Source organism: Terrihabitans rhizophilus (genome assembly GCF_033898525.1).
GTDB lineage: Bacteria > Pseudomonadota > Alphaproteobacteria > Rhizobiales > Methylopilaceae > Flaviflagellibacter > Flaviflagellibacter rhizophilus.
In genome coordinates, this window is record NZ_JAXAFJ010000005.1 from 166,018 (window position 1) to 180,693 (window position 14,676).

Sequence of the window (14,676 nt, forward strand, 5' to 3'; positions counted from 1 at the left end):
ATGCTGCGTGGCTACCTTCTCGCCATCGCCCTTGCGGCACTTGCCACAGGCCCTGCCGCTGCGCAGAGCGGCGGCAATGTGGCGCCGTTCGACATCGGTGGAACGGGTGTCCGCCCCGCACCGCGCGAGCCCGAACCGGCTCTGCAACCCGAGCCTCAGGCGCCGGTGGCACCAGAAGCCGCCCAGCCGGCGGCAGCCCAGATCAGCCGGTATCTCGTTCCGTTTCCGACCATGCGTCTGCAGGGTGAGATCGACAACCGTTCATGGGTGCTGCACCTCACCCGCGACGAGGCGGACGAGAACGCGAGCCTTTCGCTGCGCTACCTGAACTCCGTCATGGTTATGCCCGAGGCGTCCCGCCTGCGGATATTCATCAACGGTACCCGGGTGCTCGAGCAGGCGATCTCGTCGTCCAACGAGCCAGGGCGTGCGACCGCGCCGATTCCGGCCGGCGTGCTGCAGGCTGGACCCAACACCATCCGCGTCCAGGCGGTGATGTACCACCGCACGGATTGCACCACGCAGTCCACATTCGAACTCTGGACTGACGTCCAGCCTGAGGGCACGGGGCTGGTTCTGGGCAACCAGAGCGGGGCTCCCCGCATCACCAATCTGGAAGACCTCGCATCCGTCGGCTTCGATGTGGACGGACGAACCACCATACGCGTCCTCGTGCCGTCCAGCGGGCAGTCGCAGGTCGCGGCGCCCCTGATGCGCCTGTCGCAGGCGGTGGCCCTGCGCGGGCACTTCGCGCATCCGCAGGTGCGGGTCTACGATCGTGCGTCCGACGTTCCGACCGCCGGGCCGGGCATGCTGACGATCGTCATGGGCACCGGCCCCGATCTGCCGCGCATGCTGGCGCGTCCGCCCGCCGAGGCCTTGGCACGCGCGTCGGTTGTATTCGCCGAGGATGCCAAGCTAGGCCCCGTGGCGATCGTGGGAGGTCCCACCTGGACGGAGGTGCGGGCGGCCGTGGACAGCGTCGCCGCAGCCCTCGAACGCCCTGTCTCGGTACCGCGCACGAGCCTCGACACCACGGGCTGGCTGGCACCGGAGCCGCCGTTCATCACAGAACCGCGCAGCGTGCGGCTGGCGGATCTCGGGGTTCCGACGCAGGAGTTCGCAGGTCGCGTCTTCCGCACCCGTTTCGCCGTCGGCCTGCCGTCGGACTTCTTTGCAAACGCCTATGGCACCGGCACGCTCTATCTCGACGCCGCCTACGGCGCGAGCGTGCTGCCGGCCAGTCATCTCGATGTCTACGTCAACGGCAATCTGGCCTCGACGCTGACGCTTACCGAGCAGGAGGGTCGGATCTACCGGCATTTTCCGCTTGATGTTCCGCTGCGCCATTTCAGGCCGGGCGTGAACCAGATGATGATCGAGGCCGTGGTGAACACGGCCCAGGACGCCGCGTGTGCGCCCGGCGCCACCATTCCCGGATCCAGCCGCTTCGTGCTTTTCGACACCACGGAATTCGCGGTTCCCCGTTTCGCCCGTCTCGGCAAGCGGCCGGATCTGGCGGCCACCGCCGGCACCGGATTTCCCTACAATCGTGCTCCGCAGCCGACCGGGCTCATCCTGGGCCGACAGGACGCCGTGACCTTCTCGGCCGCCGCGACGCTGATGGCGCGCATGGCGCAGGCCGCCGGACGGCCCATCGCGCTCGACACGACGATGTCCCCGGCCAACGCCACGTCGCGCAACGCCATCTTCGTGGGCGCCGTCGGCCAGATGCCGCCTGGTGTCCTGAACCAGCTGAAGCTCGCCGAGGACATCGCCACCAGCTGGCGCGCTCCCGACATGCAGCAGGCGGCGTTCACGCCTTCCGACCCTTACGTGAACGCCCTGGAGGCCTATCAGCGTTCCCTCAGCGTTCGAGATCCTCGCCAGACGAAGGCCACGCCTGAGCCGCGCGATACGGAAGAGGTCTATGACCGCTGGCGCGAGGATCTGTCCGGCGGCGGCGGCATCCGGGGCCAGTACCAGGCCTTCCGCGAATGGCTCGAGCGCAAGTTCGACCTGTCCTCGCAATCGCTCAGCATCCTCCCGGCAGAGGAGGCCCTGTTCACGCCGGCGCCGGCAACGGCTCTCCTGATGACGCAAGGCGGGAGCCCGGATGGCGCGGGCACCTGGACGCTTGTGTCTGCTCCCACCGGCGACGCGCTTCTCACCTCCGTCTCGGATGTCGCGGCTCCGGGCCTCTGGAACACCATCGGCGGACGCGTCAGCACCTATGAGGCCGTGACCGGGCGCGTGCGGGTGCAGGCTCCATCGCGCCTCGAATATGTGCAGACCCAGCCGCTGGCGGCGACCAATGCGCGGCTGATCGCGGCGAACTGGCTTTCGGCGAACACCGTCTACTACGCGTCCGGCCTTCTGCTGCTGTGCACCTTGCTTGGCGCGTACACGTTCAACTTCCTTGGTCGCCTGGGACGGCAATCATGATCGGTCGTACCTTCAAGACCTGCGCGAAGATCCTTGCGGCCGGGGTCGCCTGCCTCGTCCTGGGCGTATCGCTTTCCGTGGCGCAGGAAACCAAGATGGTGGGCAGCGTCACCGACGCCGAGTGGGGCGCCTACAAGCAGAAGTTCGTGCAGCCCAACGGCCGGGTGGTCGATGACGGCAATGGCGGCATCTCGCACACCGAGAGCCAGGGCTATGGAATGCTGCTGGCAGTCGCGGCAAACGATCCCGCCGGCTTCGAGCAGATCTGGACCTTCACCCGCACGCAAATGCTGCTGCGCGACGACGGGCTGGCCGCGTGGAAGTGGGATCCTAACGCGAAGCCGCACATCACCGACATCAACAACGCAACGGACGGCGACATTCTGATCGCCTACGCGCTCGGGCTGGCCGGCACGAACTGGAAACAGACGGGGTATACCCGCGCCGCGCGAAGCCTCGCCAAGGCGATCTCCACCAGAACCATCGCCGAGCACAACGGCATGTCCATCATGCTGCCGGGCGCATCGGGTTTCGCCAAGGCGGACCGCGCCGACGGACCGGTGGTCAACCCATCCTACTGGATCTTCGAGGCCTTCGACGAACTGAAGCGGCTCGATCCGGAAACGGACTGGGCCTCCCTGCAAGCGGGCGGGCTTAAAGTACTCGACATGGCCCGCACCGGGCCGTCCGGCCTTCCACCCGAATGGCTGTCCCTGGCCGGCACTCCGCACCCGGCCGACGGATTCCCGGTGCAGTTCAGCTACAACGCCATCAGAATTCCGCTCTACTTGCTGCGCGCCGGGCTTGACGAAGCAGGCCGCCTCGCGCCCTACAAGAAGGCGTGGGCAAGCGGCATCCCCTCCGTGGTGAACCTGTCGAGCGGCGCGCCAGCGACCCAACTTGGCGAACCTGGCTACAGGATGGTCGCCGCCTCGTTGTTCTGCGCTTTGGACAAGGCGGCCGTGCCCGCTTCGTTGAAGCAGTTCAGTCCCACCCTCTACTATCCGTCCACCTTGCATCTGCTTGGTCTGTCGCTTGTTCGGCAAAGGTATTCGACATGCCTGTGAGCCGTATCGCCATAGCCGTCGTGGTGTCCGGCCTTGCCGCAGGATACCTCGTAAGCGGCGGCTCGCCGGACGCGCGGGACGTGCAGGACACCCGGCCGGTAGGGTCGGGCAGGGCCGATCCGCTCTACACCGGCAGCCTGCCTCGTGGCCGGGTTCTCATGGCGCAGGCCGAGGGCGCGTCCGCCGGCGCGGATGCTGCTCCCGGCACAGCCCCGGCTGCGGGGGATGCTCCCAAGCCGGACCTCACCGCGCTGCGGTATTTCTCACGACAGGGCGACCAGCGCCGCGTCGACGCGGAGATCGCCCGCCTTCGCCTTCTCTATCCCGGTTGGTCTCCGCCCGATAACCTTAACGAGCCCGAACAGGTTGGCGACCCGGAGCTCGACCGGATGTGGCAGCTGTTCGCGGACGGCAAATACGCCGAAGCGCGCAGCGCGGTCGCAGCCCGCCGCGCGGCCGATCCCAGGTGGACGCCGCCTGAAGACCTGACCGCCCGCCTCAACGAGGCCGAAGGGCGCGCCCGTTTGATGAACGCGTCCGACGCCAAGCAGTGGGAGACGGTGCTGCAGGTTGCGGCCGAGGTGCCGAACCTGTTGACCTGCGCCGACCCTGAATCCCTGTGGCGTGTCGGCGAAGCCTTTGCCAACACCGATCGGGCCGACCGCGCCCGCGATGCTTTCCAATACGTCCTGAAGAACTGCGACGACGCCGGCGTGCGCCTCGCCACGGTGCAGAAGGCTCTGGCCGTGCTCGACATCGCCCGGGTCGACCAGCTGCTCACGCTTGAGAGGAAAGGGGCAGACGGCAAGAGCGAGTTCGAGACGGTTCGCGCCGACATCGTGCGCTCGAAGATCGGCCGCGCCGCCGAGACCAACCAGACGGCAGCCGCAGCCGATCTTTCCATGCTGGAAAACGTGGCCCGCACCGGCACGTCGGCCGACGATCCGCTGGTGCTCGGCTGGTATTACCTGCGTCAGAACCACGCCGATCAGGCGCTCACCTGGTTCCAGATGGCGACGAGCCGTGAGGACACGGCGAAATCCGCCGAGGGGCAGGTGCTGGCGCTGAGCGCTCTCGGCCGAAATCAGGAAGCCGAGCAGGTGGCTTACCCGGCCCGCACCAAGTCCGACGACATGCTGAAGGCCTACCGCATCGTCGCGACGGCGCTGCTGGCGACAGATCCCGCGCCGCGGCTCGAGGCCGGTGTCCTGGCGCGGACCGCTGACGAGCTGGGACGTGCCCGCGAGGCTTCCGGCGCACAGGCCGTCGGCTGGTACTCCTACAACACCAACCAGATCGGCACGGCCATCCAGTGGTTCACCACCGCGCTGGGGTGGGATCCGAACGACGAGCCGTCCGCCTACGGGCTGGCCTTGTCCTACCAGAACCAGAAGGACCGCGCGGGTTTCAACCGGATCCTCCAGCAATGGGGGAGCCGCTCGCAGCGCATAGCCGACCTTGCTGTAGATCCTCGCCGCCGCCGCTCGGCAGCCCCGCCGGTTGCCATTCCCGCTCCGAAGATCTCGACGGCGCAGATTGCCCCGCCCGCCGTGCGCGACCCGGTTCAAACCGGCGGCATATCGGGCTCGATATCGCGCGCTTCCGATGCCATTCGCGCCGAGCGTGCGGCCGCCGCGGCCGCCTATACGCCCAGCCGCGTCCAGGCCGCCGCTTCGGTGCCTGCGCCGCCGCAGCCCATTGCACCCGCGATGGTGCGGGAGACGGTTCGCGAGACCGTGTCCGAACCGGCGCCCCGCGCCCCCCGTGCGATGAGCCGGGAAGATCTGGCTTCCAGCATGCTGGACGACTTCTCGGAGCCGGTTCGCGCCCCGCGCGAGGTCACGGTGACCCAGGTCAACCAGCCCGCTGTTCGTGGCGCGAAAGGCCCCTCGGGCTGTCCGTTGGCAAGGAACCCCACGACCGCCGCCAATCGCGGCTGGTGCCTGATGGAACTGGAACGCCCGATGGAGGCGATCGCGGCGTTCGACGTCGCGATTCAGACGGGCACTGGACAGGTCAAGGAAGATGCCGCCTACGGAAAGGCCTTGGCCAATCTGCGTGCGGGCCTCACGGGCAATGCCGCCGTTGCCGCCACCGAGGCTGCGCAGTCACCGCGCCGTTCGGTCGAGCTCTCGGTTCAGATCCTGACGCAGCGGGCCATCGCGTCCTACCGGGACGAGAAATACGCCGAGACCATCATCGCGCTCAACGAACGCTCCCGCTACGTTCCCGAGCAGAACGACCTGATGATGATGAGGGGGTGGGCCTACTTCAACCTGCGGCGCTACTCGGATGCGCAGCGCATCTTCACGGCTGTCTCCAAGACCGGCGACGCGGCGGGCATGCGTGGACTGGTGGCGATCGGCGAAGTGACCGGGCGCATCAAGGACTGACGGCCGAAGGCGTACACTCGCGGAACCTTGCAATGGCGTGCCGGTTGATCCGGATCGACCGCGAGGCGCGTCATGCTGGAAGACACGGCACATCGCCTGTTCCTGAACGCGCTTCGCAATGTCCGCGCCATCGAACACGAGGGTCTTGCGCTCATGGGGCACCAGTTCGGGCAACTGGAGCACCTTCCCGAACAGCGCGCCGCTCTCCAAAGGCACCGTCTGGAAACAGAGGAACAGATCCGGCGCCTCGACGAGATCTTCGCGGGCCTCCATGAGGAGCCGTCGACGCTGAAGGAAGCCGCGGGCGCCCTTCTGGGCAATCTTGCAGGTTTCAGCCACAAGCTTGCGGACGACGAGATCCTCAAGAACCATCTCGCGCTAACCGCCTTCGAGAACCTCGAGATTGCCAGCTATCTCGGGCTGATCGTGCTGGCGCGTGCCTCCGGGTTCAACGCCTACCTGCCGCACCTGCAGGCCAACCTTGCGGAAGAGCGTGCCATGGCGGCGTGGCTCCACGCCGGGGTGCCGGAGATCACACGAAACGTACTGGCCCGAGCGGCGTTTGGTCAGTCAGCCCGCGCCTAGCACCCATCAGGAGAATTGCATGACGACGACAACACGCCCCTTCGCGGTGGTGACCGGAGCCTCCTCCGGCATCGGCTACGAACTTGCAAAATGCTGCGCGCAGGAAGGGTTCGACCTGCTGATCGCAGCCGACCTCCCGGAGATCGAAGATGCGGCCCACACGCTGCGCGGGATGGGCGTGGATGTGCAGGCGCTGAAGGTGGACCTGGCCTCAACCGAAGGCGTCGACCGCCTGGTCTCTGCGGCCGGTGAGCGTCCCGTGGACTACCTGCTCGCCAATGCGGGTCATGGCCTCGGCGACGCATTCCTGGACCAGGACTTCGATGCCGTGCGCCACGTCGTCGACACCAACATCACGGGCACCATCTACCTGATCCAGAAGATCGGGCGCGACATGCGCAACCGCAACGAGGGCCGCATCCTAATCACCGGCTCCATCGCCGGCTTCATGCCGGGCAGCTTCCAGGCGGTCTACAACGGCACCAAGGCCTTCATCGACAGCTTCTCATTCGCCCTGCGTGATGAACTCAAGGACACCGACATCACCGTGACCTGCCTGATGCCGGGGCCGACCGACACCGAGTTCTTTGAACGCGCCGAAATGGAAGACACCAGCGTCGGCGCCGGCAAGAAGGACGATCCCGGCATGGTGGCACGCGTGGGCTTCAAGGCCATGATGAACGGCGACGGCGACGTGGTGGCCGGATGGAAGAACAAGATCCAAACCACGCTCGCGAACATCACGCCTTCCAGCATCCTGGCCGCGCAGCACCGCAAGATGGCCGAACCCGGGTCCGCCGAGTAGAACGATGGATCTGGAGTCCTTTGTCGGCCTGTTCGCGGCGGTGGTGACGACCGCCGCGAGCATTCCGCAGGTGGTGAAATGCTGGCGCACGCGCTCCAGCGGCGACCTCAGCCTGCGGATGCTCGTCATCCAGATGACCGGGCTGTCGGCGTGGGCGGTCTATGGCGTGCTGAAAGGCGATCTCATCATCATCACGTCGAACAGCGTCGGGGTCGCGCTGTTCGCGACCCTCGCCGTCTTCAAGCTCACCTTCAAGGAGAAGACGGCACAGGCGCAGCCTGCTCAGTAGTGCGGCGGCGGCGGCTCGGGCTCCTCGGAGCCCGCGGCTTCCTCGGCGCGCTGCAGCCGTTCGGCCAGGCGCTCGAACTCACGAGACAGGCGCTCGATCTCCTTCCACTGAGAGGCTACGACCTCGTTCAGGTCCTCGATCGTCTGGTCCTGATAGGCGACACGGATCTCGAGCGCCTCGAGGCGCGATGCCTGCTGCGGGTCATCAGTCATGGCCGCTCTCATCCTCCATGGGCTCTCGAAGCGAGAGGCCGTGCCCCAGCGCCTCACGCTCGTCGAACACGAAGCATTCGCCCTGCCAGAGGCTCTGCTCGGGCGGAACATCCTCCAGATAGCGCAGGATGCCGCCCTTCAGGTGGTACACTTCGCTAAACCCCTGCGACAGCAAGTAGGAGCTCGCCTTCTCGCAACGGATGCCGCCCGTGCAAAACATGGCGACCCGGCGATCGCGCGCGGGATCGAGTGTGCGGGACACGAAATCGGGGAAGTCGCTGAAGCGCGCGGTTCCGGGGTCCATGGCTCCCCGCATCGTGCCGAGAGCAACTTCGAAGGCGTTGCGGGTATCGATGACGACGACGTCCGGATCAGCCACCAGCGCGTTCCAGTCTCCCGGATCAACATAGGTGCCGACTGTCTGGGTGGGGTCCACGCGAGGCTGCTTCAGCGTGACGATCTCGCGCTTCAGGCGTACCTTCATGCGCCCGAACGGCATGTCGCGCGCGGCTGAGAACTTCAGTTCCAGATTGTCCAGCCGGCCGCCGAACAGCGCGCCATGACGGAGCTCGGACATGAGCGTGTCCACCGCCTCCGGCTCTCCGGCGACGGTGCCGTTGATGCCTTCGGGCGCCAGCAACAGCGTGCCGCGGATGCCCAGGCCTGTGCAGAGGTCGAGAAGCGGCTGCCGGAGTTCGGCGAGGTCCGGCAGGGAGACGAACTGGTAGAGGGCGGCAACCTTCAGGGTCATGGGGCCGCTCTCTAGCAGCGTGGGGCGAGACTGGCGAGATGCGTCACGCGGGTGTCATGGCTTTGCCGGATGCAGCGGTTCGCTGATGGACGGAGGACTGAGATGATCGAGATCAATCAGGGTGAGCCGGAGGCTCCCTGGTACGATGAGAAGGGCCTTGGCGAGGAGCCCGTCATCCATCCCTCGGCGACCGTGCTGCGCACCCGCGTCGGCCGCTGGACCTCCATCGCCAAGGGTTGCGAGATCACCGACAGCGACTTCCTCGACTACGCCTATGCCACGCCGAATGTGCAGATCTTCAACGCCGACATCGGCAAGTTCTGCAACATCGCCACCAATGTCCGCATCAACCCGACCAATCATCCGATGTGGCGGGCGACCATGCACCACTTCACCTATCGCAGCCGCTGCCACCATATGGGGCCGGACGACGAGGAGATCTTCGAGTGGCGCCGCAAGGCCCGTGTGGTCATCGGCCCTGATGTTTGGATCGGCCATGCCGCGATTATCATGTCGGGCGTCAATATCGGCACGGGTTCGGTGGTGGGTTCGGGTGCCGTCGTCACCAAGGACGTGCCGCCCTACAGCATCGTGGTCGGATCGCCGGCCCGCGTCATCAAGCGCCGCGTGGACGAGGAGACAGAAGCTGCCCTCATGCGCGTGCGCTGGTGGGACTGGACGCATGAGGAACTGACGGCGGCGATGGCGGACTTCAGGAGCATGGACGCGTCCGCCTTTGCGCGCGCCTATGACGGTGCACCCCGCCGCGTGAGGGCAATCTAGCGCTCGACGACAAGCTCCACACGGTCGGCCACGAAGCGCGATTGCGTTGCCTGTATGCGCACGCCCGCCGGATCCACGTTCACGCTTTTGACGACGAGCAGGGTCTTGCCGGGCGGAATGGCAAGCGCCGTGGCTTCCTCCGGCTCCGCAGGCCGTGCCGAGATCCGGGTCGAGAGACGGCGGTAATCGTCCACGCCGAGCTTGGAATAGGCCTTGGTCAGCGAACCCTTGCGGGCAAACAACTGGTCCAACCCGCTGAAGCGCGGCAGGGGCAGCCAGGTGCGGGAGAGCGACAGCGCCACGCCGTCAGCGCGGTTCACCGTGTGCATTTCCAGCACGGGCGCGCCGATCTCGACCGCCAGCGCCTCGGCTGCTTCCGCATTGGCGGAAATGTGCTGGGCGAACAGGAGTTCTCCGCGCGCCTCCTTGCCGGCCTTCGCCATCACCTCGGAGAAGCGGGTTTTCTCGCCGAGCGGATAGGCGAGGGGGCGCGGCTCGACAAAGGTGCCCTTGCCCTGCGCGGAGCGGACAAGGCCGCTCTGCGCGAGATGGGTGAGGGCGCGGCGCACGGTGTGACGGTTGACGCCGAAGCGCTCGGCCAGCTGCATTTCCGGCGGGGTGCGGCTGCCCGCAGCCAGGCGGCCCGAGACGATGTCGGACTCGATGGCGTCGGCGATCTGCCGCCATGCCGCCATGCCGCCGCCCCGCACGAGCGGGTCCAGTCTTCCCTGAGCAGCCGTCATGAAAAGTTCACTGGCCTTCTGTGCCGAGTTGTCTATACGAATAGACAACATGTTGCGAAAAGAATCTATGAACGACGATCTTAAGAGACACCAGACGGCACGGCAAACGGCGATGGGCATCTATGCCCGCGCCACCGCAGCCGAACTCGTCGAGGCGCTACGGGTCCTTGCTCCCGGAGAGGGGATCGAGGATCTGCGTCCCTCGGAACTCGGGCTCGTCATGGCGCGTGGCCGGATCGGTGGAACCGGCGCTCCTTTCAACGCCGGCGAGGTGACGGTGACGCGCGCTGCGGTGCGCCTGCCAAGCGGCGAGGTCGGCGTGTCTTACCTGCTGGGCCGCGACAAGCAGAAAGCCCGCGCCGCCGCAGTGCTCGACGCTCTCTGGCAGACGGACAAGAGGGGCGATGTCGATGCCGCACTCCATCCGATCGCTGTTCGCATCCGCGAGGACCGGGAAATTCGTCAGCGCAAGGTTGCTGCCACGCGCGTCGATTTCTTCACGCTCGCACGAGGGGAGGACTGATCATGCAAAGCGGTTTTGCCAATCCCGTCTTTGACGCGCAGCGAGCCTTCCGGGCAGCCATGAACGCGCTGGCCCAGCCGGGCACGCTGCAGGCGCTGGAGCCCAGCCTCATCCCGCCAGCCCCGCTTCCCGCCGAACTCGCGGCGCTCGCGCTGACCCTGTTCGACCATGAGACGCCGTTCTGGATGGATGCGCCGCTGGCGACCCCTGACGTCGTGGCGTTCCTGCGCTTCCACACGGGCGCGCCAGCGGTCTCCGACCCGGCTGACGCGGCGTTCGCGCTGGTCCTCGATGCGGAGTCCTGCCCCGCGTTCAGCGCCTTCGCGCAGGGAAGCTCGGCCTATCCCGACCGTTCGGCGACCCTCCTCCTCGCCGTGCACGATCTGGCGGCCTCAGGAGACCTCGTGCTGAGCGGGCCGGGCATCCGCGAGCAGGCCACGCTCTCCGCGAGTCCGCTGCCCTCAGACTTCATCGCCCGATGGGCTGAGAACCGCCAACTCGCCCCCTGCGGGGTGGATGTCCTGCTGGCGGGCGCGGGCTGCGTCGCGGGCCTGCCCCGTTCCGTTCAGATCGAAAGGCGCTGACATGTATGTCGCGGTTAAAGGCGGCGAGGCCGCCATCGAGAACGCCCACGCGCTTCTGGCGGAAGACCGGCGAGGCAACCTGTCCATTCCGGACCTTTCTGTGGAGCAGATCCGCGAGCAGATGACCCTGCTGGTGGATCGCGTGATGACCGAGGGCTCGCTGTACGATCCCGATCTCGCGGCGCTCGCCCTGAAGCAGGCGCGCGGCGATCTCATCGAGGCGGTGTTCCTCGTCCGCGCCTTCCGCACCACGCTGCCCCGCTTCGGAGCCTCAGAGCCGATGGAGACCGACAGGATGCGCGCCTCCCGCCGCGTCTCCGCCATCTTCAAGGACCTGCCGGGCGGGCAGGTGCTCGGGCCGACCTTCGACTACACGCACCGCCTCGTGGACTTCGCGCTGGCGGCCGGCGGCGATGTGCCCCCCGTGCTGCAGGCGGACGCCCGCGATGAGGCAATGCCGCATGTGATGAACCTGCTCGACCATGAAGGGCTGATCGAGGCCGTGCCGCAGGACAGCGGGATGCCCGTCGCCGATCTCACCCGCGAGCCGCTGGACTTCCCGGCAGGCCGCGACCTGCGCCTGCAGGCTCTTGCGCGTGGCGACGAGGGCTTCGTACTGGCGCTCGGCTATTCCACGCAACGCGGCTATGGCCGCACGCACCCGTTCACCGGCGAAATCCGGGTGGGGGAGGTCGAGATCGAGTTCACGCCCGAAGAGCTCGGTTTCGCGGTGCCGCTGGGTGATGTCGCGCTGACGGAGTGCGAACTGGTGACTCAGTTCGCCGGCACGTCCGATGCGCCGCCGCAGTTCACCCGCGGTTACGGGCTCGCCTTCGGGCGCGGCGAGCGCAAGGCGATGGCCATGGCGCTGGTGGATCGTGCCTTGCGGGCCCGGGAACTTGGCGAGGATGTCGTCTCGCCTGCACAGGACGCGGAGTTCGTGCTGTCGCATTGCGACAACCTTCAGGCGACCGGCTTCGTGGAGCACCTGAAGCTGCCGCATTACGTAGACTTCCAGGCCGAGCTCGATCTCGTCCGGCAGCTTCGCGCGGAACATGAGGCCCGGCGTGCGCCGCAGCCGGAGAGGGAGGCAGCGGAATGAGCACCCCCGTGACCACACAGGACGGCTACAACTTCGCCTATCTCGATGAGCAGACCAAAAGGATGATCCGCCGCGCCATCCTGAAGGCCATCGCGATCCCCGGCTATCAGGTGCCGTTCGCCAGCCGCGAAATGCCCATGCCCTATGGCTGGGGCACGGGTGGCGTGCAGGTGACCGCAGCCATTCTCGGCCCCGATGATGTGTTGAAGGTCATCGACCAGGGCTCCGACGACACGACGAACGCGGTGTCGATCCGCAAGTTCTTCGCGAAGACGGCCGGCGTGCGCACCACCACGCACACCGCCGATGCCAGCATTATCCAGACCCGCCACCGCGTTCCCGAGCGTGAACTCGTAGCCGGTCAGATCCTTGTCTATCAGGTGCCCATCCCCGAGCCGTTGAGGTTCCTGGAACCGCGCGAGACCGAGACCCGCACCCTGCATGCGCTTGGGGAATATGGCCTGATGCATGTGAAGCTGTACGAGGACATCTCGCGCCACGGTCACATTGCCACGACCTACGCCTACCCGGTCGAGGTAGAGGGCCGCTATGTGATGGACCCGTCGCCGATCCCGAAATTCGACAATCCGAAGCTGGACGACTGCCCCGCACTGCAGCTGTTCGGCGCCGGGCGCGAGAAGCGCATCTATGCCGTGCCGCCGCACACGCGGGTGCGGAGCCTGGACTTCGAGGATCACCCGTTCCGGGTGCAGACCTTCCGCGAGCCGTGCGCCTTGTGCGCGGCCGAGGGCGTCTACCTTGACGAGGTGGTGCTGGATGACCGGGGCGGGCGCATGTTCGTGTGCTCGGACACTGATTTCTGCGAGGAGCGCCGGGATGCCGGCCACCGTGGACCTATGGCCGGCCACGCGCTGGCTGCCCCGAAGCCTGCGACGGAAGAGGCACGATCATGAGCACGCCTCTCCTGACGGCGCGGGGCCTGACCAAGAGCTTCGGCACACGCACCGCCTGCGATGCCATATCGCTGGATCTGCATGAGGGCGAGGTGCTGGCCGTCGTCGGTGAATCCGGCTCCGGAAAATCGACCCTTCTGAGCCTGTTGTCGGGCGATCTCGCCGCCGATGCGGGGCGGGTGACCTACCGCCTGCGCTCCGGTGAGGTGCGTGACCTGACCGAACTTGGCGAAGCCGAGCGCCGCCTGCTGGCGCGCACCGACTGGGGCTTTATCCGGCAGGATGCGACGCAGGGCCTGCGCATGCCGGTGTCCGCCGGCGGCAATGTCGGCGAGCGGCTGATGGCAGTCGGCGCGAGGCACTATGGCGATATCCGCACCGCCGCATCTGACTGGCTGGCGCGCGTGGAGATCGATCCGGCGCGCATCGACGAGAGCCCGCGCAGCTTCTCCGGCGGCATGCGGCAGCGCCTGCAGATCGCCCGCAATCTCGTGACCTCGCCCCGCCTCGTCTTCATGGACGAGCCGACCTCGGGGCTCGACGTTTCGGTGCAGGCGCGCCTGCTCGACCTCATCCGCGGCCTCGTCCAGGAGATGGGCCTCGCCGTCGTCATCGTCACCCATGACCTCGCGGTGGCGCGGCTGCTCTCTCATCGCATGATGGTGATGCGTGGCGGGCGCGTAATCGAGACCGGCCTCACGGACCAGGTTCTCGACGATCCACGCGAGCCCTACACGCAGCTTCTCGTTTCCTCCGTTCTGGCGGCCTGACCCATGACACCGCTCGTCTCCCTCGAAGGCGTCTCCAAGGCGTTCACGCTCCACCTCCGCGGCGGCACCATGCTGGATGTCGTGCGCGATGTCGGGTTCGACGTCCTGCCCGGCGAATGCGTGGTGCTGGGCGGCCCTTCAGGCGCAGGCAAGTCCTCGCTGCTGAAGATCATCTACGGCAATTACCGCTGCGACAGCGGCCGCATCCTGATCCGCGATGGCGAGGAGATCGTGGACGTCGCCAGCGCTGAACCTCGCCGCATCCTTGCCCTGCGCAAGAACACGATGGGCTATGTCAGCCAGTTCCTGCGCGTGATCCCGCGTGTCGGCACCCGCGAAGTGGTTGCGGCGGCCGGGCGCGAAGGCGGGCTGGGTCGGGACGAGGCTGCGCGCCGCGCAGGAGAATTGCTCGATGCGCTGAACCTGCCCGAGCGTCTCTGGGATCTGCCACCCGCCACGTTCTCCGGCGGCGAGCAGCAGCGCGTCAACATCGCACGTGGGCTGATCGCCGATCTGCCGGTGCTGCTGCTCGACGAACCGACGGCTTCGCTGGATGCCGCCAACCGTGCCGTCGTCGTTGATCTGATCGAGAAGAAGAAGGATGCGGGCACCGCCATCATCGGCATTTTTCACGACGAGGATGTTCGGCGCAGCGTGGCCAGCCGCGTCGTGGACGTGACACGCTTCACCGCTAGATCGGCTGCCTGAGG

At 66.9% G+C, this 14,676-nt stretch carries 16 protein-coding genes; 13 read left to right on the plus strand and 3 right to left on the minus strand.

The features are described from left to right. The 6 genes from SCD90_RS10345 to SCD90_RS10370 all read left to right on the plus strand — a co-directional run bounded on the left by SCD90_RS10345 (position 1) and on the right by SCD90_RS10370 (position 7,584). The gene (locus SCD90_RS10345) at positions 1-2,445 is read left to right on the plus strand and encodes a cellulose biosynthesis cyclic di-GMP-binding regulatory protein BcsB (protein ID WP_319844598.1); all 2,445 of its coding nucleotides are present in this window, start codon (positions 1-3) and stop codon (positions 2,443-2,445) included. Further along, positions 2,442-3,512, plus strand: a complete 1,071-nt coding sequence (locus SCD90_RS10350) for a family 8 glycosyl hydrolase (protein WP_319844599.1) — start codon at positions 2,442-2,444, stop codon at positions 3,510-3,512. The genes SCD90_RS10345 and SCD90_RS10350 overlap by 4 nt, the downstream gene beginning before the upstream one ends. Continuing rightward, positions 3,503-5,905: a tetratricopeptide repeat protein gene (locus SCD90_RS10355; RefSeq protein ID WP_319844600.1), complete on the plus strand. Its 2,403-nt coding sequence runs from the start codon at positions 3,503-3,505 to the stop codon at positions 5,903-5,905. The genes SCD90_RS10350 and SCD90_RS10355 overlap by 10 nt, the downstream gene beginning before the upstream one ends. A 72-nt stretch (positions 5,906-5,977) precedes the next feature. After that, complete coding sequence (locus tag SCD90_RS10360) at positions 5,978-6,490, plus strand: DUF892 family protein (protein ID WP_319844601.1); 513 nt, start codon at positions 5,978-5,980, stop codon at positions 6,488-6,490. A 19-nt stretch (positions 6,491-6,509) separates the two neighbouring features. Continuing rightward, positions 6,510-7,295 (plus strand): SDR family NAD(P)-dependent oxidoreductase, encoded by a 786-nt coding sequence (locus SCD90_RS10365; protein WP_319844602.1) that lies wholly within the window; start codon positions 6,510-6,512, stop codon positions 7,293-7,295. A 4-nt stretch (positions 7,296-7,299) separates the two neighbouring features. Further along, positions 7,300-7,584, plus strand: coding sequence for a SemiSWEET family sugar transporter (locus tag SCD90_RS10370; RefSeq protein ID WP_319844603.1), 285 nt, complete (start codon positions 7,300-7,302; stop codon positions 7,582-7,584). Here the strand turns inward: SCD90_RS10370 and SCD90_RS10375 are convergent. Both SCD90_RS10375 and trhO read right to left on the minus strand, forming a co-directional pair. After that, a complete protein-coding gene (locus SCD90_RS10375; RefSeq protein WP_319844604.1) occupies positions 7,578-7,796 on the minus strand; it encodes a SlyX family protein in 219 nt (72 codons plus the stop codon). The two genes, SCD90_RS10370 and SCD90_RS10375, sit on opposite strands and share 7 nt — an antisense overlap. Continuing rightward, the gene (gene trhO / locus SCD90_RS10380) at positions 7,789-8,547 is read right to left on the minus strand and encodes an oxygen-dependent tRNA uridine(34) hydroxylase TrhO (RefSeq protein ID WP_319844605.1); all 759 of its coding nucleotides are present in this window, start codon (positions 8,545-8,547) and stop codon (positions 7,789-7,791) included. The genes SCD90_RS10375 and trhO overlap by 8 nt, the downstream gene beginning before the upstream one ends. A gap of 102 nt (positions 8,548-8,649) precedes the next feature. Here trhO and SCD90_RS10385 point away from each other — a divergent pair, with 102 nt between their 5' ends. Next, positions 8,650-9,330 carry an LbetaH domain-containing protein gene (locus SCD90_RS10385; RefSeq protein ID WP_319844606.1) on the plus strand — a complete coding sequence of 227 codons (681 nt, stop codon included), beginning with the start codon at positions 8,650-8,652 and terminating at the stop codon, positions 9,328-9,330. Here SCD90_RS10385 and phnF read toward each other — a convergent pair. Next, positions 9,327-10,073: a phosphonate metabolism transcriptional regulator PhnF gene (phnF, locus tag SCD90_RS10390; protein WP_319844607.1), complete on the minus strand. Its 747-nt coding sequence runs from the start codon at positions 10,071-10,073 to the stop codon at positions 9,327-9,329. The two genes, SCD90_RS10385 and phnF, sit on opposite strands and share 4 nt — an antisense overlap. A gap of 67 nt (positions 10,074-10,140) precedes the next feature. Here phnF and phnG point away from each other — a divergent pair, with 67 nt between their 5' ends. Genes phnG through phnL form a run of 6 tightly spaced genes read left to right on the plus strand, consistent with a single transcriptional unit; the run spans position 10,141 to position 14,674 of the window. Next, positions 10,141-10,596 carry a phosphonate C-P lyase system protein PhnG gene (phnG, locus tag SCD90_RS10395; RefSeq protein ID WP_319844608.1) on the plus strand — a complete coding sequence of 152 codons (456 nt, stop codon included), beginning with the start codon at positions 10,141-10,143 and terminating at the stop codon, positions 10,594-10,596. Between the two features lie 2 nt (positions 10,597-10,598). After that, positions 10,599-11,180 carry a phosphonate C-P lyase system protein PhnH gene (phnH, locus tag SCD90_RS10400; protein ID WP_319844609.1) on the plus strand — a complete coding sequence of 194 codons (582 nt, stop codon included), beginning with the start codon at positions 10,599-10,601 and terminating at the stop codon, positions 11,178-11,180. Between the two features lies 1 nt (position 11,181). Continuing rightward, a complete protein-coding gene (locus SCD90_RS10405) occupies positions 11,182-12,282 on the plus strand; it encodes a carbon-phosphorus lyase complex subunit (protein WP_319844610.1) in 1,101 nt (366 codons plus the stop codon). After that, positions 12,279-13,196, plus strand: coding sequence for an alpha-D-ribose 1-methylphosphonate 5-phosphate C-P-lyase PhnJ (locus SCD90_RS10410; protein WP_319844611.1), 918 nt, complete (start codon positions 12,279-12,281; stop codon positions 13,194-13,196). The genes SCD90_RS10405 and SCD90_RS10410 overlap by 4 nt, the downstream gene beginning before the upstream one ends. Next, complete coding sequence (gene phnK / locus SCD90_RS10415) at positions 13,193-13,966, plus strand: phosphonate C-P lyase system protein PhnK (RefSeq protein WP_319844612.1); 774 nt, start codon at positions 13,193-13,195, stop codon at positions 13,964-13,966. Before SCD90_RS10410 ends, phnK begins: the two co-directional genes overlap by 4 nt. Positions 13,967-13,969: 3 nt before the next feature. After that, positions 13,970-14,674, plus strand: a complete 705-nt coding sequence (gene phnL, locus SCD90_RS10420; protein WP_319844613.1) for a phosphonate C-P lyase system protein PhnL — start codon at positions 13,970-13,972, stop codon at positions 14,672-14,674. The last annotated feature ends 2 nt before the right edge of the window (positions 14,675-14,676 follow it).